The sequence below is a fragment of the Paraburkholderia sp. UYCP14C genome (genome assembly GCF_004197395.1).
Taxonomy (GTDB): Bacteria; Pseudomonadota; Gammaproteobacteria; order Burkholderiales; family Burkholderiaceae; genus Paraburkholderia.
This window is the reverse complement of record NZ_SELS01000030.1, coordinates 71,449-93,966: the sequence shown is the minus strand read 5'-3', so window position 1 is coordinate 93,966 and position 22,518 is coordinate 71,449. Positions and strand designations below refer to the sequence as shown.

The 22,518-nt window shown below is 64.2% G+C and carries 20 protein-coding genes; 5 read left to right on the top strand and 15 right to left on the bottom strand.

Translation table 11 applies throughout. The annotated features are described in order from the left end of the window. Positions 1-184: 184 nt before the first annotated feature. On the bottom strand, positions 185-607 hold the full coding sequence (locus EVC45_RS25460) for a hypothetical protein (protein WP_129961002.1): 423 nt from the start codon (positions 605-607) through the stop codon (positions 185-187). Between the two features lie 714 nt (positions 608-1,321). On the opposite strand from EVC45_RS25460, the gene EVC45_RS25455 reads away from it, so the two are divergent. Beyond that, positions 1,322-1,726, top strand: coding sequence for a helix-turn-helix domain-containing protein (locus EVC45_RS25455; RefSeq protein WP_129961001.1), 405 nt, complete (start codon positions 1,322-1,324; stop codon positions 1,724-1,726). A gap of 43 nt (positions 1,727-1,769) precedes the next feature. Here the strand turns inward: EVC45_RS25455 and EVC45_RS25450 are convergent, their stop codons facing one another. After that, positions 1,770-2,753: a pyridoxamine 5'-phosphate oxidase family protein gene (locus EVC45_RS25450; protein ID WP_129961000.1), complete on the bottom strand. Its 984-nt coding sequence runs from the start codon at positions 2,751-2,753 to the stop codon at positions 1,770-1,772. A 43-nt stretch (positions 2,754-2,796) separates the two neighbouring features. Then, entirely contained in the window at positions 2,797-3,438 is a 642-nt protein-coding gene (locus tag EVC45_RS25445) for a glutathione S-transferase family protein (protein WP_129960999.1), read from the bottom strand. 108 nt (positions 3,439-3,546) lie between these two features. On the opposite strand from EVC45_RS25445, the gene EVC45_RS25440 reads away from it, so the two are divergent. Together EVC45_RS25440 and purU are read left to right on the top strand one after the other, a co-directional pair. After that, positions 3,547-4,461, top strand: coding sequence for a LysR family transcriptional regulator (locus tag EVC45_RS25440; RefSeq protein WP_129960998.1), 915 nt, complete (start codon positions 3,547-3,549; stop codon positions 4,459-4,461). A 137-nt stretch (positions 4,462-4,598) separates the two neighbouring features. Next, on the top strand, positions 4,599-5,474 hold the full coding sequence (gene purU / locus EVC45_RS25435) for a formyltetrahydrofolate deformylase (RefSeq protein WP_129960997.1): 876 nt from the start codon (positions 4,599-4,601) through the stop codon (positions 5,472-5,474). Between the two features lie 75 nt (positions 5,475-5,549). Here the strand turns inward: purU and EVC45_RS25430 are convergent, their stop codons facing one another. The 10 genes from EVC45_RS25430 to EVC45_RS25385 all read right to left on the bottom strand — a co-directional run bounded on the left by EVC45_RS25430 (position 5,550) and on the right by EVC45_RS25385 (position 17,985). Next, entirely contained in the window at positions 5,550-6,407 is an 858-nt protein-coding gene (locus EVC45_RS25430) for a glycine betaine ABC transporter substrate-binding protein (RefSeq protein WP_129960996.1), read from the bottom strand. Between the two features lie 171 nt (positions 6,408-6,578). Next, positions 6,579-7,769, bottom strand: coding sequence for a hybrid-cluster NAD(P)-dependent oxidoreductase (locus EVC45_RS25425; RefSeq protein ID WP_129960995.1), 1,191 nt, complete (start codon positions 7,767-7,769; stop codon positions 6,579-6,581). Positions 7,770-7,803: 34 nt separating this feature from the next. Further along, entirely contained in the window at positions 7,804-9,090 is a 1,287-nt protein-coding gene (locus EVC45_RS25420; RefSeq protein ID WP_129960994.1) for an SRPBCC family protein, read from the bottom strand. 72 nt (positions 9,091-9,162) lie between these two features. Beyond that, a complete protein-coding gene (locus EVC45_RS25415) occupies positions 9,163-9,942 on the bottom strand; it encodes an electron transfer flavoprotein subunit beta/FixA family protein (RefSeq protein ID WP_129960993.1) in 780 nt (259 codons plus the stop codon). Continuing rightward, positions 9,939-11,123 (bottom strand): electron transfer flavoprotein subunit alpha/FixB family protein, encoded by a 1,185-nt coding sequence (locus EVC45_RS25410; protein ID WP_211193475.1) that lies wholly within the window; start codon positions 11,121-11,123, stop codon positions 9,939-9,941. The genes EVC45_RS25415 and EVC45_RS25410 overlap by 4 nt, the downstream gene beginning before the upstream one ends. Before the next feature lie 7 nt (positions 11,124-11,130). Continuing rightward, entirely contained in the window at positions 11,131-13,056 is a 1,926-nt protein-coding gene (locus EVC45_RS25405; protein ID WP_129960991.1) for a (Fe-S)-binding protein, read from the bottom strand. Between the two features lie 2 nt (positions 13,057-13,058). Next, entirely contained in the window at positions 13,059-15,122 is a 2,064-nt protein-coding gene (locus EVC45_RS25400) for an NADH:flavin oxidoreductase (RefSeq protein WP_129960990.1), read from the bottom strand. A 25-nt stretch (positions 15,123-15,147) separates the two neighbouring features. After that, complete coding sequence (locus EVC45_RS25395) at positions 15,148-15,687, bottom strand: DUF5943 domain-containing protein (protein WP_129960989.1); 540 nt, start codon at positions 15,685-15,687, stop codon at positions 15,148-15,150. A gap of 33 nt (positions 15,688-15,720) precedes the next feature. Beyond that, positions 15,721-16,692: a dipeptidase gene (locus tag EVC45_RS25390; protein ID WP_129960988.1), complete on the bottom strand. Its 972-nt coding sequence runs from the start codon at positions 16,690-16,692 to the stop codon at positions 15,721-15,723. Positions 16,693-16,710: 18 nt separating this feature from the next. After that, positions 16,711-17,985, bottom strand: a complete 1,275-nt coding sequence (locus EVC45_RS25385) for a serine hydroxymethyltransferase (RefSeq protein ID WP_129960987.1) — start codon at positions 17,983-17,985, stop codon at positions 16,711-16,713. Positions 17,986-18,404: 419 nt separating this feature from the next. On the opposite strand from EVC45_RS25385, the gene EVC45_RS25380 reads away from it, so the two are divergent. Beyond that, positions 18,405-19,400, top strand: coding sequence for a GlxA family transcriptional regulator (locus EVC45_RS25380; RefSeq protein ID WP_129960986.1), 996 nt, complete (start codon positions 18,405-18,407; stop codon positions 19,398-19,400). Between the two features lie 115 nt (positions 19,401-19,515). On the opposite strand, the gene fdhA is transcribed toward EVC45_RS25380, so the two are convergent. Then, entirely contained in the window at positions 19,516-20,715 is a 1,200-nt protein-coding gene (fdhA, locus tag EVC45_RS25375; RefSeq protein ID WP_129960985.1) for a formaldehyde dehydrogenase, glutathione-independent, read from the bottom strand. Positions 20,716-20,996: 281 nt separating this feature from the next. Here fdhA and ampC point away from each other — a divergent pair, with 281 nt between their 5' ends. Then, positions 20,997-22,178 carry a class C beta-lactamase gene (gene ampC / locus EVC45_RS25370; RefSeq protein ID WP_129960984.1) on the top strand — a complete coding sequence of 394 codons (1,182 nt, stop codon included), beginning with the start codon at positions 20,997-20,999 and terminating at the stop codon, positions 22,176-22,178. Between the two features lie 12 nt (positions 22,179-22,190). Here ampC and EVC45_RS25365 read toward each other — a convergent pair whose 3' ends face one another. Beyond that, positions 22,191-22,454 (bottom strand): hypothetical protein, encoded by a 264-nt coding sequence (locus EVC45_RS25365; RefSeq protein ID WP_129960983.1) that lies wholly within the window; start codon positions 22,452-22,454, stop codon positions 22,191-22,193. Positions 22,455-22,518 lie beyond the last annotated feature (64 nt).

Sequence of the window (22,518 nt, the reverse complement as noted above, 5' to 3'; positions counted from 1 at the left end):
GATGTCCGGCGCTCAAACTACCCAGAACACGACATTTCTATTTAGCGGAAACCCGACATTTCTATTTGGGACCGACAAATCTATTGTTGATAATTTATCTTATGTCAAATTACGTAGGCTTCGAAAAGCGGCCCAAGGGCCACTTCATCCGACCTCACCCAGCGTGCGCGGATTTTTCCACGGGCTACGTGCATTTCGACGTCGCGTACGGACGCAACGTGTTCGCTGCGTTCCCACCTGCCGCGTTCTGCGACGCATGCTCGAACACCCGCACACGCTCGGCATCCGCAATCAGTCGTTTCTTGGTCGTCGAGCGTCCCGCCGATCCGAAGCCCATCACCTTTTCGTATTCTCGCGGCCGGCCGTGCCTGAAGCGGTTAAAAAAGTCATCGCCCGGCAGGCCGTTGTCGAGGCTCATCAGGCAACCATAGTCGAGGCACGCGCAATCGCTCAGCGAGCGCGCCGCGTCCTCCAATGCGCGATAGCGGCTATGCAACGGTTCGTCTCGACCGAAAAGCGCGTGCAGTTCCTGATAAGTCACGAGTCTTTTGCGCCTGGCTGCGCGCAACAGCATCGCGGCAATATCGCGGGTCCTATCCGGGTTCATCTCGTTCTCCTTACCGCCTGCTTGCAAACGCAGAATGCCAACCGATGAAAGTGCTGTCACCTCATATTGCGGTTATGCATAACGAATCAGAAAGTGCCCGGCATAAAGTATTTTTTCAGGTATTGAACGACGCAGCTATATTAAGCAGATGGTTACTGGATACGGGATTCACCGCACCGCTCTGCGCGAATACTACGTTCACCTATAATCCGCTGAAAAACCGAAGCGAACGGGTTTTCAATTTCCAGCACCTTGCGTGCAGGGGTCTGCGGCGAATATCTCCGTCCTGCATCGAAAAAATGCATTCAAATAACATTCGCAAAACCGGAAGCCACGCATTGAAACGGTCCAGGCTTCTGTCAGGCTGCTGCACTCAAAAGCGGCCAACCTCAAGCCGTAAGGGGCCTCACGTTATGCCGGCTCGCCAGAACGAGCCAAGTAGAATTGATACGTTTTTTTAAATGAGTTCAATCAGGTTAGCAAACGTTAAATTCAATCGCAAGAAAGATCTTTAAGATTGCAGAAAGAAAACGTCGCGCGACCGCCTTACGCGAAATTTGCGTCATTTTCTATCGGAGAAAAGGTGCGATTGATTTTTTTTCTTTTGGACACAGCGGGCGAATTTTCGATTATCTGTAAGTGGCGCGCCCTTCTCTCTGTCTACCCCGGCGACCGATTGCAGTCCGGTTAGCTACCTAACGGCGGAGTTCTCCGATGCATCGACTGAATGAGGATTTGCCGACCGTCGCACGGCGTCTTACCGCGGGCAAAAAGCTGCTCGACGGCGTCGCTGCGGCCGAGGTCGCGAAACAGATGGGCATGGCCAAAACCACGGTCGAGCGATATCGCAAGTTGCTGGAGCAAGGCGGGCTCGATGCGCTCAGAAACATGAGCGTCGGCGGCCGCCATTCCGCGCTCGCGGTGGCGGATCTGGACTGGCTGGCCGAGGCGCTGAGGGCCTCGCCACGAGACTATGGCTTCGACGCCGACGGTTGGAGCAATGCCCGCATGCGCGAACTGATCAGCCGCCAGTTCGGCATCTCGTACTCGCGAGTCTACGTCTGGCAACTGGCCACCCGACTCGGCGTGTCCTATCGGCTGGGCAGGAATGCGCAGTAAATCGATCGCCGCACCCAACTAAAGCACGCGCGTGCGCACTGGGTCACGCGCTTTCTCGAACTTTCGGCAGAAACTGCGGCGCGAGTTCGACCTCCGACCATTGGAACGGCAACGCGCCGCGGCTGCGCCGCACTTCGTTCACATGAAACCGCACCAGCCGTTGCGCGCCCGCAAATGACGCCAGCTCGTCGCCTTCCCAGATGATCTCCGCCTGCACCGCCAGATAAAGCAGATCGCCGGTCGCGAAGTCGATGAACAGCAGGCCTGCGCGTGGATCGCGCATAAGGTTGCCGATCGTGTTGAAAAAGCGGTTGCCGCTGTAGTCGGGTGCGGTCAGCGTATTGGCGTCGTCCACGCGCACGAAACCCGACGCGCCGCCGCGATGCGAAACGTCGACGCCCTTCCCTAGCCCCGCTTCCTCGCTCAGATTCGCACTGGCGATAAAGAACGTGTCCGCGTTCGCGAGCAATGCACGGTCGGCACTGCTCAGATGCGTGGCGACTTCGGGCTGTGCGGTCGTCGCGGACGCGTCGCGCTCGATAAAAAACGGCGTGCGGCTCTGGATGTACTTCGGGCAATTGCCGAAGCTCTGCATGACTTCGACCCGCAACGTGTCCCCATCCACCGACCGTACGACGCCGTTCGCCCGATTGCGCCGTCGCGTGCGCGGCTCGATGCCCAGCATCCCGATCTGCGCGCCATCGCGCCAAGCCGCGGCGAGCGGATCGCCAGCCAGTGCGCCGCCTTCGATGCGCAGCGTGCGCGCATCCGGTGACGACACGAAACCCGGCGCACCCGCGCGCAGCGTCGCCCACGGCTGACCGCTCGCATCCACGCCGCCGATCACGACGAATGGCTGCGCGGCGAAGAAGTCGCGATGCTGCTCCGGCATGAAACGGCGAATGCCCCGGCGTCCCATCGACTCCGCCGCGTCACGCACGCCCGCACGCTGCTGGGCGTCCTGCTCGCCGGCATGAAACGGCGACGTGTCGGCTCCCCAGTTATTCAACAGAACGAACTCGGACATAATCGGACTCCCTTGCAAAATCTGACGCGCGCCTGAACGCGTATCACGCCGCCAGCAACCCCGCTTTCGTCGACGGCATCGCGATGAAACGCGGCAGTGCCTCAACGCGGCGCAGCCACGCGCATATGTTCGGATAGGGCCGCAACGACACGCCGCCCTCGGGCGCGTGAGCGATATACGTGTGCGCGGCGATATCGGCGACGGTGACGTGCTCGCCAGCCACGAACCGCTTGCCGGCAAGCTCCTCGTCGATCACGTCGAACAGCTTGATGGCGATCTTCTTCGCGCGCTCGTGATCGAGCGGCGCGCCGAACACGGTAACGAGCCGCGCCGCGCACGGCCCGTATGCGATCTGGCCCGCCGCGAGCGACAGCCAGCGCTGCACCGCCGCGGCGCCAAGCGGATCGTCCGGCAGCCACGACGCGTCGCCATAGCGCTTCGCCAGATAGACGAGAATCGCGTTCGAATCGAACAGCGTGAGTTCGCCGTCCTGAATCGTCGGCACCTGACCGAACGGGTTCAGCGCGAGGTACTCGGGCGTGCGGTTCTCGCCCGCCTTCATGTCCAGCTCGATGACCTCGAACGGCAGATCGAGCAGCGTCAGAAACAGCTTCACGCGATGGCCGTGGCCTGATAGCAGCGTCGTATACAGCTTGATGGGCTCGGCGGGTCTGGCGGCGGGCATGCAGGGCTCCGGATGGGTTGAATGACACGCCGAGCATAGGCGTAGGCAGTGTCGCGCGGAAGCCCGATAATCCGGGAAACACAGTCAAGCGAGAATGGACAATCGATCATGGCCGACGTGCGCAGCGTGAACCTGAACCGACTCGCGATCTTCGTCGCGGTCATCGACGCGGGCTCGCTGAGCGCCGCCGCGACGCGGCTCGGACTCGCGAAGACGATGGTCAGCACGCACATGCAGCGGCTCGAGGCGGAGGTCGGCGCGAGCCTGCTGGTGCGCACCACCCGGCGGCTCGGCGTCACCGAGGCCGGCCGCACGTTCTACGAGGCGAGCGTGAAGATTCTGCGCGCCACCGAGGACGCGCTGAACGTGCTCGGCGGGGAAACCTCGCCGGTGCGCGGCACGCTGCGCGCCAGTGCGCCGAACGACTACGGCACACTCGTCGTCGCACCCGCGCTGGTCGAACTGCGCCGCACGCATCCGCAGCTCGACGTCGAACTATCGAGCAGCGACCGCTATGTCGATCTGATCGCCGATGGCATCGACGTCGCGATCCGGCTTGGCCGCCTCGCGGATTCCAACTATCGCGCGGTGAAGCTCGGCAGTTTCGTCAAGTGGCTCGTCGCGAGTCCCGAGTTCCTGCGGACGTGGGGCGCGCCGGGCACGCCGGCCGCGCTGGAGGCCTTGCCCTACTGCTCGTTGTCGGTGCTGCCGCATCCGTTGACGCTCGAGCTGCGGCACGCCGACGGCAAAACCGCGAGCGTGCGCTGCACGTCCGCGTTGCGCGTCAACACGGCCGACGCCTGCCGCGCGGCGACGCTCGCAGGCGGCGGCTTCGGTCTGTTGACGGATTTTTCGATCGCCGACGACGTCGCGGCCGGACGGCTGATCCGGCTGCTGCCCGACTGGGCGAGCGCGCCCGCGAGCATCCAGGCCGTGTTCCCGCCGACCAGTCACCCACCGGCGAAAGTGCGCGCGTTGATCGATACGCTCAAGCGAAGGCTCGCGGCAGACGCGGCGGATTAGCTGCTGCCAATGCTCCTGGCGTTCCCGTTCCAGCGCAACGGCGGTTAGCTTCTATCCCCGCAATCGCCCGATTTGCTCTACTGCGACCATGCGCGCCGCGCCCCGCGGCAGCGCCTGATCGTCAATGTGGAGAGCTTATGTCCGCCGTTTCCCGTCCTGCTCAAGGGGTTCTCACCGTCGCGTGTCCGAGCGCGGCGGGCCAGGTTGCCGCCGTCGCCGGCTTTCTCGAACGGCATCGTTGCTACGTCGATGAACTCACCGTATTCGACGACGAACTCAGCGAACGCTTTTTCGTGCGCTGCGTGTTTCACCACGTCGATCGCGACGACCCGCTGCAGTTCGGCACGCTGAAGCGGGAATTCGCGCCGATCGCCGAACGCTTCCGGATGACCTGGGCGATCCACGATCTGTCGGTCCGGCCGAAAGTCATGATCATGGTGTCCAAACTCGAACACTGTCTCGCCGACCTGCTGTTTCGCTGGCGCATGGGCGAACTGCAGATGGACATCGTCGCCATCGGCTCCAATCATCGCGATCTCGAACCGCTCGCGCGGCAGCACGGCTTGCCGTTCCATCATCTGCCGATTACCGCCGACACGAAGCCGCAACAGGAAGCCCAACTGCTCGAGCTGTTCGACGCGTCCGGCGCGGAACTGCTGATTCTCGCGCGCTACATGCAGATCCTGTCGGGCGAAACGAGCCGCGCGCTCGCCGGACGCGCGATCAATATCCACCATTCGTTCCTGCCCGGCTTCAAGGGCGCGAAACCGTACCATCAGGCCCATGCGCGCGGCGTCAAAGTGATCGGCGCTACCGCGCATTTCGTCACCGACGATCTCGACGAAGGTCCGATCATCGAGCAGGGAGTCGAACCGGTCGATCACTCGTACAGCCCCGAACGGCTGCTCGCGACCGGACGCGACGTCGAATGCATCACGCTCGCGCGCGCGGTGAAGGCGTTCGTCGAGCGACGCGTATTCATCAACGGCGAGCGCACCGTGGTGCTGCGGTAAACGGAAAAACGCCGCTGAAAAGCGGCGTCTTTCTGTTCGTCTGTGCGGCGCCGACGCTTGTCGACGCCTGCCGGCTTACTTCACCCAGCTGTCCACCCGGTCCGAATGCGCGCTGATCCACGCGTCGGCGGCCGCGGCAGGCTTTTCGCCATTCTGCGTGGCCAGCATCACGGTGTCGATCTCACCCGGCTTCCATTGGAACTTCTTCAGGAACGCGACCACGGTCGGCGCTTTTTTCTCGAGCTCGGGATTCACCACGCTATCCACATGCTCCGCTTCACCGAATACCTTCTTCGGATCGTCGAGGAATTTCAGCTTGTACTTCGCGAACATCCAGTGCGGCTTCCAGCCGGTCACGATGATCGGCTTGCTGGCCGCCTCCGAGCGCGCCAGTTCGGCGGTCATCGCACTGCCGGAGCTAGGCATCAGCTGATAGTCGAGCCCGTAGGCCTTGATCGCCTCGCTGGTTTTCTGCATCACGCCCGCACCGGCGTCGATGCCGACGATGCGCGCGCCGAATTCCGCCTTCTTCGCCTGCAGATCGCCGACGCTCTTCACGTCCACGTTGTCCGGTACGATCAGACCGATCTTCGCGTCGTTGAAGTTCGGCCCGAGGTCGACCACCTTGTCCTTGAAGTTGTTCCAGTACGCGCCGTGCGTGACCGGCAGCCAGGCGGACAGCGTCGCGTCGAGATCGCCGCGCGCCACGCCCTGCCACATCACGCCGGCCGCCACCGGCACCAGCTGCACCTGATAACCGAGGCGCTTTTCGATCACCTCGGCAGCCACGTTCGATGTCGCGACACTATCGTCCCAGCCCTCCACGTAACCGATCTTGATGGTCGGCTTCGAATCGGCCGACACACCCGCACTGACCGCCGCCAGCATCACCCCCAACGCGCTTGCCACCACTACCTTACCGATCAGTCTCATCGACGTTCTCCCGTTGATCCATTTGCCCACTGACGCGTTTGCCATCGAACCACTCATCGCGCATTTAGAATCGCCAACCAGAATTGCCGGGTAGCGTCGTTTTGCGACATGCAGTTGTCCACATGCGACTTCCACGCAAATCCGCCCTGTATTTGTAGGGCTGTTGTCGTATTACTTGTCGACGACCAGATCGGTCAGCGGCTTGCTACAGCACAGCAGCACCATGCCCTGATCGATCTCGCGCTGACGGATACCGCCGGCGTGCTTCATCGCCACTTCGCCGGACACGAGTTTCACCTTGCAGGTGCCGCACATGCCCTGCGTGCAGGACGCCGGCAGCCGCACGCCCGCCTGCTTCGCCGCATCGAGCACATGCTGGCCGCTACCGCACTCGATCTCGCGATGACTGCGCGTAAAGCTCACCTTGAAACGCGTTTCAGTGTCGACCGCGGGCGGCGCATCCTTCAGCGCGTCCGCGACGTGCGCTTCAGCCAATTGCGCGGCCGCTTCGCCGACGGTCTCGAACGAGAAGCTTTCCTCGTGATAGTGCTGGCGATCGAAGCCACCTTCGTCGAGCAGCTTGCGCACTGCCTGCATATACGGCGCTGGACCGCACGTGAAAATTTCCCGCTCCAGAAAATCCGGCGCGATCAGCTTCAGCAGCGGCAGCGTCAGAAAGCCGGTGATGCCGGGCCAATTGGTGCGCGCGCCCACGCGCTCGCAAACGAACGCGGTGCGGAAATGCGCCTGATTGGCGGCGATCAGATCGAGTTCGCGCGCGAAGATAATGTCGTCCGGCGTGCGCGCGCTGTGCACGAAGACGATGTCACTGTCCTCGCCGAGTTCATGATGCGCGCGGCTCATCGACATCAACGGCGTGATGCCCGAGCCCGCCGACAGAAACAGGAATTTGCGCGCCGGGTGCCGCGCGCAGGTGAATTCGCCGGCGGGGCCCAGCACGCGCACCTGCATGCCTGCATGCAGATGATCGTGCAGCCAGTTGGACACCGGGCCGCCCGGCACGCGCTTGACGGTGATCGAAATCGTATGCGGCCGCGTGGGCGGCGACGAGATCGTATAGCAGCGATTGATCCGCTCGCCGTTTATCTCCAACTCCAGCGTGATGAACTGCCCCGGCTCGAACACGAAGGCCCGGCCGGATGGCGCGCGGAAGAAGAAACTCTTCACGTCGTGCGTCTCGCTGCGAACCTGGCAGCACTCCAGCGTGTCGTCGGCGTCGCTATTCCAGCGCGCGGGCAGCGCGTCCCAGAAGCGCGGCTGCGTGACGCGGCTCGGCGCGCCGGCTGGATCGTGTGCAGTCTGATCGATGCCCGGTTGAAACATGGCCTGATCTCGCATCATGGTTGTCCCCCCGCTCCTCATTGCGGTATTGCACTCAGCGCACGAACGACACGACTTTCTCGTCGTGCGACGTTTGCGGGTTCGCGTCGTAGTCTGCGAGGCGGCCGATATACCACTCGCAAAACTTTTCGACGAGTCCTTCGGTGAACGGCGAATACGGACCCGGCTCATACGCGCTGCTCGTCGCGCCGCGCTGCGAATATTCGACCAGCGCCCGATCCTGATCGTTGGTCGCGCGCCACACGGCGGTCAGATTGTCGACGTCGTAATCGATCCCTTCGCGCGCGTCCTTGTGCACGAGCCATTTGGTGCGCACGAGCGTCTTGCCGGCCGACAGCGGAATCACCGAGAAGCTGACGATGTGGTCGCTCATGAAGTGATGCCACGAATTCGGCTGGGTCCAGAACGACAGTCCGCCGAGATCGGCATGCTCGAGCCCGCCGAGCAGTTTCTTCGAGGCGACCTTCGCGTCGAGTGTCTGTGATTCGCCGTCGCGATCGAGCGGCAGACGTTGCGTACGGAACCCGGTGACCAGATCGGCGAGCCGCTCGATTTCCGCCGACGGCAACTGCATCGCCTCCCACTGCGCGGTGCGACGCGCGACCGTCGCCTCGAACGCGGCCATGCCCTCCTCGTTCGCCGGCGTGCGCTGATAACCGAAGCCGTATTCGTACAGCGAGATGGTCAGCTCGGGATGGTTCGCGACGCAGTGATAGCACTCGCGATTGTTCTCCATCGTCAGCTTCCAGTTGCCGTCCTCGACGATGTCGATCGAAGCGGCGATCTTGCAGCCGGCCAGATCGTGCGGCAACAGATACGGCTCCATCGCGGCGCGCATCACCGAAAAATCCGCGGGCGGCTGCTCGGCGAGGCAGATGAAAATCAGTCCGGCGAGATTCTCGACATGCACCGCCTTGAGGCTATGTTTGCAGCGGTCGAACTGTTCGCCCATGTGCTCGGCGAACATCAGGTCGCCATTGAGGTTATACGTCCAGCTGTGATACGGGCAGACGATATTGCCGAGCGAGCCCTTGCCGGTATTGCACAGACGCGCGCCGCGATGGCGGCACACGTTATGAAACGCGCGAATCTGCATGTCGTCGTCGCGCACGATCAGGATCGAATCGTGGCCGATCTCGACCGTTACGTAGTCGCCGGGTTCGGGCACGTCGGGCTCGACCGCGACCTGAATCCAGTGCTGGCGGAAAATCGCGTCGATATCGAGCGCGAAAATATCCTCGCTCGTGTAGAACGGCGCTTCCAGCGTGTAATTCTGCTTACGGCGTTCGATCATTGCGCGAACGTCTGCGGAAACTTTCATTGTGTGCTCCGATGCGTGTCACGTCTGGCGCCGCGCCAGGCCCTCCTGGTCGCATGCTGGCCGAACTGGAATTCAGTAATCCACCAGTTGATGCTCGCGCAAATACGCGAGAATCACTTGTGCTTTTTCGACGGAACTCCCTTCAATTACGACGCTGCCGCCGCGGCTCTCGGTCGTCGTCGCCGACAGCATGCGGGCGTGGCCCGAGCGCTTTTCGGCAGCGGCGAGCCGCACCGGTTTCGCGGTGACGGGGCCGACGGTCCATGCGGACTGTTCGGGAGTAGTGCCGCGCCGCGTGTCGCCGACCGGCGCGGCGGCGCGCTCGATCGTGCCTTCGCGCAGCCGTGCATACGCATACGAAGTCGCGACGCTCGCGAGCGGATGCACGGCGATCAATGCCGGCAGCCGCACTTCGACGCGCCGTCGCAAACCCTTCGGCATGAACTGCCGGACCTGCGCGCAGCCGTCGCGCAGCGCGAGTTCGACGGCGGCGCCGACGAGCGGCACCGCCAGCGCATGCGCAACGCGATACGGCAGCATGCCGCTATCGAAGCCGCCTTCGGCGCGCGTGCCGGTCAACACCAGTTCGTAGCCACGCAAACGCGCGGCGAGTTGCGACGCCGGATCGGCGTCGGGTGACATTTCCAGCACTTCGACCGAGCGCGCGCCGAGCGCCAGATACTCGTTCAATGCGGCGTTCGACGGGTCGCCCGCGTGCAGCACGTCGAGCGTCGCGCCGTGCGTTTTGACGAGCGACAGCGCCAGCGTCAACGCCGCCGCATCGTTGCGGCTGTAGCGCGCGACGCCGCTGACCGGATGACGTCCAACTGAAACCAGCACGGCGATCTTCATGCGAGCACTCCTTCGGCAAGCTTGCCCGGTTGCAGCAGCGCGGCCGAAGTCGCGCGCGCGCCGCGCGCCGCGGCCGCCGCTTCGTTGAGCGCCGCGATGGTTTCCTGCGCGTCCGCGATCACGGTCAGATTCGCGCGTTTGGCGATCGGCGCGCTCGCGTCGAGATTGACCGCGATCACATGGCGGCAATCCTTGATGCCCTGCAGATGCTGCACCGCGCCGGAGATGCCGAACGCGATATACACGCTCGCCTCGACGGTCTTGCCGGTCGCGCCGATCTGCTTGTCGCGCGTGAACTTGCCGTCGTCGACGGCGACCCGGCTCGCGCCGATCGCCGCGCCGAGGGTCGTCGCAAGCCGCTCGAACGCAGGCACGTCGCTCACGCCGTTGCCCGCCGACACGATGAAGTCCGCCTCTTCCAGCGCGACCTGCGCCGCGTCGATTTCGTCGATGCCGAGATCGCGTATCGCGGGTTGCGCGACCGCGCTGTCCGCCTCACGGTCGACGCGCCAAGCGACCCGCTCGCCCGCGCCGACGAACGGCAGCTTCGGATCGACCGCATTCGGCTCGAGCAGCACGACTTCGGGCAGCGCGCGCCTCGCGTACGCCGTATTCGCGCGGATATAGGTGGACACATGCCCGGCATCGATCTCGACGATGTGCGTCGCGACGCTTGCATCGACGGCTGCCGCGTAACGTCGGCCTAGATCGCCGTCGCCGGTCGCGTTGTCGGGCAGGAACACATGGGCTGGCGAGTAGGCCGCGATGCAGGCGGCCAGTGCGTTCAGTTCATCGGCCGGTGCGTACATGCGGCGATCGAAGATCGGCAATTCGATCAGCTTGTCCGCGCCGAGCGCGGCGGCATCGCCGGTGAATTCGCCGAACGCGAGCAGCACGACTTCGGTGTGCGCGTCCGCGATCAGCGCGGCGGCGGCGAGCGTCTGGCGCGCATGTTCATCGAGCGCGCCGCGGTCCGTGTGCGCCGCGACCAGCAGTACGTGATGCGGCGTGAGCGTCGTGCGGCGCGGCTTCGGCTGTTCGAGATGCGCGGCGTGACGTGCGTCGGCTAGCGCGCCACCGTCAGCGCCCGCGATACCGACGACGCCGAGCGTGATGCGCCGGAGCCCTTGTGCCGTCACCGTGAACGGCCGGCGCGGATTGATTCGTTTGAGCGTATTCATCATCGCGTTACTCCAGCGCCGCGGCGACCAGTTCGGCTACGTCCAGCACTTCCGGACGCGGCCCCACCACCCCTTCGAGCATCGCCGTGCAATTCGGACAGCCGACCGCGACAATTTCAGCGCCGCTCGCACGCGCGTCGTCGATACGGATGTCGGGAATGCGCCGTTTGCCGGGAATATCGGTCAACGGTGCGCCGCCGCCGCCACCGCAGCAGCGGCCGCGCAGTCCGTGACGTTCCATCTCGACCACCTTGATGCCGATGCTCTTCAGCACGCGGCGCGGCGCCTCCGTCTCGCCGTTGTAGCGGCCCAGATAGCACGGGTCGTGATACGTGATGTTGCGTTCCGCGACGGCTGCGGCCACGCGCGGCGACAGCTTGCCGCTCGCGATCAGTTCGTCGATCAACGCCGTGTGATGCTGCACCTTGTAGAAGCCGCCGAGCGCGCGATACTCGTTGCGCAGGCTATGCAGGACATGCGGATCGGCGGTAACGATGCGCGTGAACGAGTACTGCGCGAGCGTGCCGATCAGCGTCCGCGCGAGTTGCTGGAACGTCGCTTCGTCGCCGAGGCGTCGCGCGGTGTCGCCGGTATCGGTCTCGACGCTGCCCAGCACCGCGTAATCGACTCCCGCACGGTTCAGCACCTTGACGAGCGCGCGCAGCGTGCGCTGATAGCGCATGTCGAACGCACCCTCGCCGGCGATCAGCAGCACGTCCACCTGACGGCCCGGCTGCGCGACCTGCACCTGCAGATCGACGGCCCAGTCGTAGCGCGCGCCGATGTCGTAGCCGTTGATGCTGCCGGTTTCGCGCAGATTCGCGAGCGTCGCGGGGCCCTTGCCCGGCACGCTGCCTTCGACGAGCGTCTGATTGCGGCGCATGTCGACGATCGCGTCGACGTGCTCGATCAGCATCGGGCACTCCTGCACGCAGGCGCGGCAGGTGGTGCAGGACCACAGCGTGTCCGCTTCGATCAAACTGGAGATCAGCGGCTTGCCTGGCGCGCCTCCATGCTTGCCGACCGGAATGCCGGGCGTCGGACTGCCCGCATACTGCGCGTCGGTGCCGCCGACCATGCCGGTCACCAGATCCTGAATCAGCTTCTTCGGATTGAGCGGCTGACCCGCCGCGAATGCGGGGCACGCCGCTTCGCATTTGCCGCATTGCACGCAGGCGTCGAAGCTGAGCAGCTGGTTCCAGCGGAACTCGACCGGCTTGCCGACACCGTATTCTTTCGCATCGAGCAGCGGCGTTTTCAGCGCGGTGGGCGGTACGGCGTCGCTAGCGCTACGCGCCGCAGTTGCATCGGCAAAGCGCTCCTGACGCGGATGAAACGCGAGATGCAGCAGACCCGCCAACGCATGCTTCATCGGTCCGCCGCGCGCCGCGCCGAACGTCATCGTGAACGCGCCCGCCGCGATCAGCAGCGCGACGATCACCGCGAGCGCGCCGGACATCGCCGTCGCCGGCAGCACGATGAACAGCGCGAGACCGAGCGCGAACGCGCCGAGCAGCAACGGCAACTGATCCCACGGTCCATGCGAGAGCCGCGCCGGCACCGTCTTCGCACCGTGCCGGCGGCGCCAGACGAACACCGTGCCGATCAGCATCGCCAGCGCGGCGAGAAAGATCAGCTTGTCGAGCCACGGCGAGTAGATCGCGAGGCCGTAGTTGACGAACACGAGCGCCATCGCGAGGATCGCTCCGCCGGCCGTGGCGACGTGCGTACGGGCGATGTACGGATCGCGCGCGACCACATGATGCAGGTCGACGAAGTAGCGTTTCGGGATCTTGAGCAGATTGGTCCAGCCGTAGGCGCCCGCGGCGCTCGCGCGGCCTTCGCGCCAGTAGGCGGCGCGGCGCGCCAGCGCGAACGCAAGTCCGGCCATCGACACCCACAGCAGGACGGTGATGACAAACACGGGGCTCATCGTCAGAAATCCTTGCAAAGGCGCAGCGCGTCGTAGATCGCGCCGTGAATGTTGTGCATCGAGATGCAATCGCCGACACGGAACAGCAGGAAGCGACCGTTGCCGAGTTGCTCGTCCAGACACGGTTGCGGTTCGGACGCGAACAGCTTGTGAACGTCGACCTGGCCGCGATTGACCGACTCGGGTTTCAGCTTCCAGTAAAGCTGGTCGTTCGGCGTGCTGCCGTTTTCGATCACCACCTGATCGACCGCGCGCTCTTCCTGCTCCTCCGTGTACTCGTTGCGGATCACGGCGATCTTCTTGCCGTCCTCCTCGTACACCTTGTCGAGCCAGTAATTGGGCGTATGGATCACGCCTTGCGCGTACAGACGGCGATAGAAGATCGGGAACGTGGTGCCGCCTACGTCGTCGGCGACCTTCACGTCGGGCGTGACGATCTCCACGTTTCCACCGCGGCTGGCGATGAAATCGGCGACGCCCGCGCCCGCATGCGTGCTGACGCCGTCGTACACGAGCACGTTCTTGCCCGGCTCGACCTTGCCGGCCAGCACGTCCCACGAACTGACCGCGAGCCCCGCGTCGACACCCCATGCCTCGACCTGCGACGTGAACGCCGAACCGCCGGTGGCGAGCACGACGATATCGGGCTTCTCGGCCATGATGGTGCGCTCGTCGGCGGCGACACCGAGGCGGCGGTCCACGCCGAGGCGCTTCGTCTCCATGTCGAACCAGCGCACGATGCCCGCCATCTGCTCGCGCTGCGGCGCTTTCGCCGCCAGCATGATCTGGCCGCCCACGTAGTCGTTCTTCTCGAACAGCACCACGTCGTGACCCCGCGACTTCGCGACGCGCGCCGCTTCGAGTCCCGCCGGGCCCGCGCCGACCACCACGACCTTGCGCTTCGGTCCGCGCGACTTCGTAATCACGTGCGGCATCGTCGCTTCGCGCGAGGTCGCGGCGTTCTGCACGCACAGCACGTCGAGCCCGTTGTACTGACGGTCGATGCAGTAGTTCGCGCCGACGCACTGCTTGATTTCATCCTCGCGGCCATCGCGGATCTTGATGACCATATGCGGATCGGCGATCTGCGCACGCGTCATGCCGACCAGATCGACCATGCCGCTCGCCAAGAGCCGCTCGGCCTGGCCCGCGTCGCGAATGCTTTGCGCGTGCATCACCGGCACCTTGACGACCTGCTTGATGCCGGCCGCGAGATGCACGAACGGCTCGGGCGGCAGCGCCATCGGCGGCATGCAGTTGGCGAGTGTGTTGTGGGTGTCCGCGCCGGAACCGATCACGCCGAGATAGTCGATCAGGCCGCTCTCGCTCATCGCCTGGGCGATTTCCTTCAGTTGCTGATGATCGAGCCCGTCTTCATGGAATTCATCGCCGCACATGCGCAGGCCGATGCAGAAATCGGCGCCTACCGCTTCTCGCACCGCCTGCAACACTTCGACGCCGAAACGCAGGCGGTTCTCGAGCGAGCCGCCCCATTCGTCGGTCCGGAAGTTGGTGCGCGGGCTCCAGAACTGATCGATCAGATGCTGGTGCGCGGCCGAGATTTCGATGCCGTCCATGCCCGCATCCTTCACGCGCTTCGCGGCCGTCGCGAAGTCGCCGATGATGCGGCGGATCTCCTCGACCTCGATGATCTTCGCGTTGCCGCGATGCACCGGTTCGCGCACGCCCGACGGCGACATCAGATGCGGCCAGTGCTCGCCGTGAAACGCCGAACGGCGTCCCATGTGCGTGGCCTGAATCATGATCTTCGCGCCATGCGCATGCATCGCTTCGGCGAGCCGCGCGAGCGGATCGATGATCTTGTCAGTGGCGAGATTCACCGACTTCCACCAGCCTTGCGGGCTGTCGATCGACACCGGGCTCGAACCGCCGCACACGGCGAGTCCGACGCCGCCCTTGGCCTTTTCCTCGTAGTAGCGGATATAACGGTCGCCGGGCAGCCCGCCCGGCTCCGCATAGACCTCCGCATGCGCGGTACTGACGATGCGATTGCGCAGCGTCAGCTGGTTCAACGTGAGCGGCTTGAAAAGGTTCGGGTAACGCATCGCGGTCGACCTCGGAATGCTCGGATTAGATTGATGCCAGCGGCGACACTTCGAACACGCAGTGCTCGTGTCCTTCCGCCGCACAGCGTGCTTCTTTCGATTGCGACGGCGGGCCTTTGCGCGCGCCGTCGGGCGCCGTATCGTTGACCCAGTCCATCGCGCCCGCGAACCAGCCGGCGAACATGTAGCAGAGCTTGCCGGTCTTGCCCGGCTGCGCGAGCACGAATGACGAGTGACGCAGTTCGATGCGCGCATGCGAGCTCGCCGGATCGGCTTCGATGATCCGGAACAGACCCCAGCCGCGCTGCGACAGACGATTCAGGTAGTGCTCGAATACCGCCATGCCGGCGAGGCCATGCTGCTTCGCTTCCTTCTCGCACCAGAAATACGCGGACTTGTAGCCGGCCTTGTAGAGAATCTCGGCGTAGGTGTCGCGGCCGAGCGCCTCCTCGACGGCGACGTGGTTGTTGGTGAAGAAATGACGCGGCACGTACAGCATCGGCAGCGCGTCGGTGGTCCAGACGCCGGTGTCCGGATTCACGTCGATGGGCAGTTGGGGTTGCATGTGGGAACTCCGTTTTATCCGTTGCAAAAAGGCTCACACGTTCCAGACTTCGCCGAACACGCGGACCCAGTTTTCGCCCATGATCTTGCGGATGCGCGTCTCGCTCCAGCCGGCACGTTCCATCGCGGCCGTCAGGTTCGGAAACTCGCCGATCGTGCGAATGCCTTCGGGGTTCACGACCTTGCCGAAATTCGTCAACTGGCGATAACGGCCCTTGTCGTGCGTGATCCAGTCGAAGAACTCGGTGCTGTAGCCCTGCGTGAAATCGGTGCCGATGCCCACCTGGTCCTCGCCGATCAGGTTCACCACGTACTCGATCGCTTCGATGTAGTCCTCGACGGTCGCATCCGGTCCGCGCTTCAGGAACGGCGCGAACATCGTCACGCCGACGAAGCCGCCCGCATCGGCGATCTCCTTCAACTGCTCGTCGGTCTTGTTGCGCGGATGCTCCTTGAGCCCGGACGGGCAGCAATGCGAATAGCAGACCGGCTTCTTCGACGCCGCGATCGCCTCCGACGAGGTGTTGCCACCCACGTGCGACAGATCGACCATGATGCCGACGCGGTTCATCTCCTGAATCACTTCGCGCCCGTAGCCGGACAGACCGCCGTCGCGCTCGTAGCAACCGGTGCCGACGAGGTTCTGCGTGTTGTAGCAAAGCTGCACCACGTTGACGCCGAGATCCTTGAACGCCTCGATATAGCCGAGGTTGTCCTCGAACGCATGCGCGTTCTGGAAGCCGAAGATGATGCCGGTCTTGTTCTCTTTCTTCGCGCGGAAAATGTCTTCGGTGGTGCGCACCAGCGTCAGGATCTCGCTGTACTGGCGGATCTGCTGCTTCATCTCGGCGATGTTGTCGACGGTCTTCTGAAAGCTTTCCCAGACCGACACCGTGCAGTTGACCGCGGTCACGCCGCCCTTGCGCATGTCCTCGAACACCGAGCGCTCGAACTTCGAAATGTTCAGCCCGTCGATGATGATGCTGTTCTCGTGCAATTGACTCATCGTTTGCTCCACGCGTAATCAGTAGATGGGGAAGCGGTCGCACAGCGCGAAAATCTCGCGGCGCACACGTCGTTCGGTGGCGGCATCGCCTTCGGGGGACGCGCGCAGCGCATCGAGCACCTCGACGATCAGCCGCCCCACCTCGCGGAACTCGCTGACGCCGAAACCGCGTGTCGTGGCCGCCGGCGTGCCGAGGCGAATACCGGAGGTGACGGTCGGCTTTTCCGTATCGAACGGAATGCCGTTCTTGTTGCAGGTGATGCCCGCGCGCTCCAGCGCCTGCTCGACCTGGTTGCCCTTGAGCCCCTTCGGCCGCAGATCGACCAGCAGCAGATGGTTGTCGGTGCCGCCCGTCACCAGATCGACGCCGCCCGCTTTCAGCACGTCGCCGAGCGCCCGCGCGTTCGCGAGCACGCTGTCGATATAGGTTTTGAAGCCGGGCTGCAGCGCCTCGCCGAAGGCGACCGCCTTGCCGGCGATCACGTGCATCAGCGGGCCGCCCTGCAAGCCGGGGAACACGGCGGAGTTGATCTTCTTCGCGATCTCTTCGTCGTTGGTCAGCACGAAGCCGCCGCGCGGGCCGCGCAAGGTCTTGTGGGTGGTCGACGTGACCACGTGCGCATGCGGGACGGGGTTGTCATGACGGCCCGCCGCGATCACACCGGCGATATGCGCCATGTCCACCATCAGCTTCGCGCCTACGCCGTCGGCGATCGCGCGCAGCCGCGCGAAATCGAGTGCGCGCGGATACGCGGAGAAGCCGGCGATCAGCAGCGTGGGCTTGTGCTGTTGCGCCAGTTCCTCGATCTGTTCGTAGTCGATCAGCATCGTGTCGCGCCGCACGCCGTACTGCACCGCGTTGAACCACTTGCCTGACAACGCGGGCTTCGCGCCGTGCGTCAGATGGCCGCCCGCGTCGAGCGACATGCCGAGCACCGTATCGCCCGGCTTCGTCAACGCCAGCATCACCGCGCCGTTGGCCTGCGCGCCGGAATGCGGCTGCACGTTGGCGAACTTCGCGTCGAACAACTGCTTGATACGATCGAGCGCGAGCGTCTCGATCTCGTCGACGTATTCGCAACCGCCGTAATACCGCTTGCCCGGATACCCTTCCGCGTACTTGTTGGTCAGCACCGAGCCCTGGGCGTCGAGCACTGCGCGCGATACGATGTTTTCCGACGCGATCAGTTCGATCTGCGACTGCTGGCGCTCGAGCTCTTTCAGAATGGCGCCGCGCACCGCCGGATCGCGCGCCGGCAGCGAGTCTTCGAAGAAGGGATTCGGGTTCGACATGGAAGGTCCGTGAGAACGTTGACGGGAGGCCACTGCGGCTTGCTGGCGGGGTAACGCCACCGCTTTGCCTTGGGTCTATTCTTGACGTTCGCCACGCGCGTCGATTTACGAATTCAGACGCGTTCTTTGCCTTTTCCGCCATGCGCGTCCTTTTTCGACAAGTCGGCGCGGTTCGCGCGCCCGGCGCTGCACTACAACGCAGACTTGCTGCGCCGATCAGGTGCGCAGCACCCGCGCCGCAGCGCCGTTCTGGTGCCAGGCGGAAGCGGTTCCATCAGTCGATTGCTTAGCTATTCCCGGCTTTGTGCGCAGCATCCAAGGGTTTAGCCTGATGGCACGGTAGTTGCCCTGATACTCAAAATTGAGAAAGTCGCCTTCCCCACGGCGACGCGATATTTACATCAGGATTCCCCGTTCCCATGTCCACCGATCGCACGGCATCGTTGTCGCATTTCGCATTCATGCCGGTTCCCAACTTCACGATGATCGCCTTCACGAACGCGATCGAAGTGCTGCGCATGGCGAACTATCTGACGGGCCAGCCGCTTTACCGCTGGTCGATCGTGAGTCCCGAAGGCGGACCGGTCATGGCGAGCAACGGCCTATCCGTCGACACGGGTCCGGTCGAATGCGTCGGGCAGCCCGATATCGTGTTCGTGGTCGGCGGCATCGACGTGCAGCGCTCCACCACCGCCGAGCATCTGTCCGCGCTGCGCCGTTTCGCACGCATGGGCTGCGTGCTGGGCAGCCTGTGCACAGGCACCTATGCGCTCGCGCGCGCCGGGCTGCTGGCCGGTTATGCGTGCGCGATCCATTGGGAAAACATGTCGGCGCTGAAAGAGGAGTTTCCCGATACGCGCTTTCTGAAAGAGCTGTTCGTGATCGATCGGGATCGCGTGACTTGCACCGGCGGCGTCGCACCGCTCGACATGATGCTGAACCTGATCGCGCCGCGCGTCGGTACCGCGCGCGTCACGCAGATCGCCGAGCAGTTCATCGTCGAACACGTGCGCGACACCAGCGCGCAGCAGAAGATGCCGCTCGTCGCGCGGCTCGGCTCGGCCAACAAGTCGCTGTTCGAAGTGATCTCGCTGATGGAGAACAACATCGAGGAGCCGCTGTCGCGCGAAGAACTCGCGCGGCTCGCCGGCATGTCGCAACGGCAGTTGCAGCGCCTCTTCCGCGAGCATCTGGGTATGACGCCCACGCACTACTACCTGACGCTGCGCCTGCGGCGCGCGCGCGAACTGCTGTTGCAGACCGACATGTCGATCATGCACATCACGATGGCGTGCGGCTTCCAGTCCGCCTGCCACTTCTCGAAGAGCTATCGCGACGCGTTCGGTACCGCGCCGACCCGCGAGCGTCGCAAGCAGGCGCCTTCGCTCTCCGGCGCGCCGGTGTTGGCGGCTTGATCGAATGAACCAATGAACGCACGCACGCGCTGAACGGGGCATCCGTTCAGCGCGTGCGTCGTTTCAAGGGCTGCGTGCGCAGCAGGCCACGCAGCGCTTTAGCGGTGAACGATCCTCAAGCCGCCTTCAATAGCCCATGCGGGTCGATCACAAACTTCTTCGGCGCGCCGCCGTCGAATTGCCGGTAGCCCTCGGGCGCATCGTCGAGCGACACCACCGTCACGTTGACGATATCGGCGATCGGCAAACGATCCCACAGAATCGCCTGCATCAGATCGCGGTTGTACTTCATGACCGGCGTCTGCCCGGTGTGGAACGAATGCGACTTGGCCCAGCCCAGACCAAAACGCAAACTGAGGCTGCCCCGGCGGGCGGCGGCATCGGCCGAGCCCGGATCGTCGGTCACGTAGAGACCCGGAATGCCGATCGCGCCAGCCGCGCGGGTGATTTCCATCAGCGAATTGAGCACCGTGGCCGGGGCTTCCTCGTGTGAGCCGCTGCTGCCGTGGCCGTGCGCTTCGAAGCCGACGCAGTCCACCGCGCAATCCACTTCGGGTTTGCGGAGGATCTGCTCGATCTGTTCGCCGAGCGTCGCGTCCTTCGACAGATTGATGGTCTGGAAGCCCATCTTGCGCGCATGCTCCAGGCGCGCCTCGTTCATGTCGCCGACGATCGTGCAGGCCGCGCCCAACAGCCGCGCGGACGCGGCCGCCGCCATGCCGACCGGTCCCGCGCCCGCGATATAGACGGTCGCGCCGGGCTTGACGCCGGCCATCACCGCGCCGTGATAGCCGGTGGGCAGAATGTCGGACAGGCAGGTCAGGTCGCGGATCTTCGCCATCGCCTGCGCACGGTCCGGGAATTTCAGCAGATTGAAGTCCGCGTACGGCACCATGACGTATTCGGCCTGGCCGCCGATCCAGCCGCCCATGTCGACATAGCCATACGCGCCGCCCGCGCGCGACGGATTTACGTTCAGGCACACGCCGGTATGCTGGGCCTTGCAGGTCGGGCAGCGTCCGCACGCGACGTTGAACGGCACCGACACCAGATCGCCGACGCTCAGTGTCTCGACGTCGCGCCCTACCTCGATCACTTCGCCGGTAATCTCGTGCCCGAGCACGAGGCCGACCTCGGCGGTCGTGCGGCCACGCACCATGTGCTGATCGGAGCCGCAGATATTCGTGCTCACCACCTTCAGTATCACGCCGTGGCCGATCGAACGGCCGCGTGGATCGACCATCTTCGGATAATCGATCGACTGCACTTCGACCTTGCCCTGCCCCAGATACACGACGCCGCGATTGCTGCTCATTGTCTCGTCTCCATGTTCGTGAGCGGCGCGCCCGCACGCTTGCGCGGCGCACCGTTTCACCAGCGTAGCGGCCACTCGCGGTGAGACCTGTATCGAACCCGACACGCGTTTGGCCGCAACCGACAACGCCGGGGCCTCGCTGGCGTCGCAGCCCACAACTTTTTCTTTAGCCCCGCGCAACATATCCTCGTTTGCCAGCGGTTCACAAAAGCCGGATAGTGCAGCCTCGATCGAATCGGCGCTCCGCCGGTTCAACACTCCCGACCGAGGCCCCGTTTGCCATGAAGACCCGAGCGCTCAAACTGATAACAACCGCCACGTTCGCGCTGTTCACGCTGTACGCGACCTCACCCGCCGGCCACGCGGCCGAGCCCGGCGCCGCGCAACTGCAGTCCACCGTCGATGCCGCGATCCGGCCGCTGATGACGAAATACCATATCGCCGGCATGGCCGTCGGCGTGATCGAGGACGGCAAGCCCTACGTGTACAACTACGGCGTCGCATCGACGCAAACCGGCAAGCCGGTCACGCGCGATACGCTGTTCGAACTCGGTTCGGTCAGCAAGACCTTCACGGCGACGCTCGCGTCGTATGCGCAGATCGACGGCAAGCTGTCGTTGTCCGACGGCACCGAGCGCTATCTGCCGACGCTGCGCGGCCGGCCGTTCGGCAAAGTGAGCCTGCTGAACCTCGGCACGCACACGCCCGGCGGTCTGCCGCTCCAGGTGCCGGACGACATCCACAACGACGCGCAACTGCTGCAGTACTTCCACGACTGGCAGCCCGCTCATCCGCCGGGCACATTCCGCACCTACTCGAATCCCGGCATCGGCACGCTGGGCCTGATTACCGCGAAGACCATGGGGCAGGACTTCACCGCGCTGATGCAGCAGCGCGTGTTTCCGGCGCTCGGCATGAAGAGCACCTACATCGACGTCCCCGCGGCGAAAATGCCGGACTACGCGCAGGGCTATACGAAAGACGGCGCGCCGATCCGCCTGACGGGCGGCGTGATTTCCGCCGAGGCGTACGGGGTGAAGTCGACCGCCGCCGACATGCTGCGGTTCGTGCAGGCGAACATGAACCTGATGCCGCTCGACAGTCAGTTCCAGCGCGCGATCACGGACACGCATACCGGCTACTTCCAGGCCGGCGTGCTGACCCAGGATCTGATCTGGGAGCAGTACCCGTATCCGGTCGCACTGCCGACCCTTTTGGCCGGCAATTCGATGCAGATGGCCCTCGATGGCTCGCCGTCGAGCGCAATCAAGCCGCCTCTGCCGCCGCAGCAGAATGTCTGGATCAACAAGACCGGATCGACCAACGGCTTCGGCGCGTATGTCGCGTTCGTGCCGCAAAAGCGCTTCGGCATCGTGATGCTCGCCAACCGGAATTTCCCGATTGAAGCGCGCGTGAGCGCCGCGCATCAGATCCTCACCGCGCTGGATGGCGGCAAGCAGTAGTACGCAGTGAACCTAGGTCCGCAATCGCGCGCGCGCGGCGCCGGCGATCCGCGCGAGCGCATCCGCGCTCAGACGGGCTGCGATTTTCTCGACGTACGCGTGATGCCGCGCTTCGAGCGGCGCGCCTAGCTCGCGCGCGAGCAGATAGCGGATCAGCGCAATGCGCCGATGACGCAGCGCGATACTTTGTTCGAGCAGCGCGAGCGCGGCGCCCGCGTCGCGCTCGTCGAACGCAAGCGCCGTGAGACGCGCGGTGGCGACACGTGTCGACGTCATGGCGAAGATGAGGAAGGGGAAACGAAGAAAAGCGCCGGCCGGTGCCTGCACACACCGGCCGCCG

Excerpts from the sequence above, each read along its gene's own strand:
- EVC45_RS25450 (WP_129961000.1), bottom strand. The coding sequence starts at position 2,753 with ATGTCCGAGTTCGTTCTGTTGAATAACTGGGGAGCCGACACGTCGCCG.
- EVC45_RS25410 (WP_211193475.1), bottom strand. The coding sequence starts at position 11,123 with ATGAATACGCTCAAACGAATCAATCCGCGCCGGCCGTTCACGGTGACG.
- EVC45_RS25405 (WP_129960991.1), bottom strand. The coding sequence starts at position 13,056 with ATGAGCCCCGTGTTTGTCATCACCGTCCTGCTGTGGGTGTCGATGGCC.
- EVC45_RS25420 (WP_129960994.1), bottom strand. The coding sequence starts at position 9,090 with ATGAAAGTTTCCGCAGACGTTCGCGCAATGATCGAACGCCGTAAGCAG.
- EVC45_RS25385 (WP_129960987.1), bottom strand. The coding sequence starts at position 17,985 with ATGTCGAACCCGAATCCCTTCTTCGAAGACTCGCTGCCGGCGCGCGAT.
- ampC (WP_129960984.1), top strand. The coding sequence starts at position 20,997 with ATGAAGACCCGAGCGCTCAAACTGATAACAACCGCCACGTTCGCGCTG.
- fdhA (WP_129960985.1), bottom strand. The coding sequence starts at position 20,715 with ATGAGCAGCAATCGCGGCGTCGTGTATCTGGGGCAGGGCAAGGTCGAA.
- EVC45_RS25425 (WP_129960995.1), bottom strand. The coding sequence starts at position 7,769 with ATGATGCGAGATCAGGCCATGTTTCAACCGGGCATCGATCAGACTGCA.
- EVC45_RS25415 (WP_129960993.1), bottom strand. The coding sequence starts at position 9,942 with ATGAAGATCGCCGTGCTGGTTTCAGTTGGACGTCATCCGGTCAGCGGC.
- EVC45_RS25440 (WP_129960998.1), top strand. The coding sequence starts at position 3,547 with ATGGCCGACGTGCGCAGCGTGAACCTGAACCGACTCGCGATCTTCGTC.
- EVC45_RS25390 (WP_129960988.1), bottom strand. The coding sequence starts at position 16,692 with ATGAGTCAATTGCACGAGAACAGCATCATCATCGACGGGCTGAACATT.
- EVC45_RS25400 (WP_129960990.1), bottom strand. The coding sequence starts at position 15,122 with ATGCGTTACCCGAACCTTTTCAAGCCGCTCACGTTGAACCAGCTGACG.
- purU (WP_129960997.1), top strand. The coding sequence starts at position 4,599 with ATGTCCGCCGTTTCCCGTCCTGCTCAAGGGGTTCTCACCGTCGCGTGT.
- EVC45_RS25430 (WP_129960996.1), bottom strand. The coding sequence starts at position 6,407 with ATGAGACTGATCGGTAAGGTAGTGGTGGCAAGCGCGTTGGGGGTGATG.
- EVC45_RS25455 (WP_129961001.1), top strand. The coding sequence starts at position 1,322 with ATGCATCGACTGAATGAGGATTTGCCGACCGTCGCACGGCGTCTTACC.
- EVC45_RS25460 (WP_129961002.1), bottom strand. The coding sequence starts at position 607 with ATGAACCCGGATAGGACCCGCGATATTGCCGCGATGCTGTTGCGCGCA.
- EVC45_RS25380 (WP_129960986.1), top strand. The coding sequence starts at position 18,405 with ATGTCCACCGATCGCACGGCATCGTTGTCGCATTTCGCATTCATGCCG.
- EVC45_RS25445 (WP_129960999.1), bottom strand. The coding sequence starts at position 3,438 with ATGCCCGCCGCCAGACCCGCCGAGCCCATCAAGCTGTATACGACGCTG.
- EVC45_RS25395 (WP_129960989.1), bottom strand. The coding sequence starts at position 15,687 with ATGCAACCCCAACTGCCCATCGACGTGAATCCGGACACCGGCGTCTGG.
- EVC45_RS25365 (WP_129960983.1), bottom strand. The coding sequence starts at position 22,454 with ATGACGTCGACACGTGTCGCCACCGCGCGTCTCACGGCGCTTGCGTTC.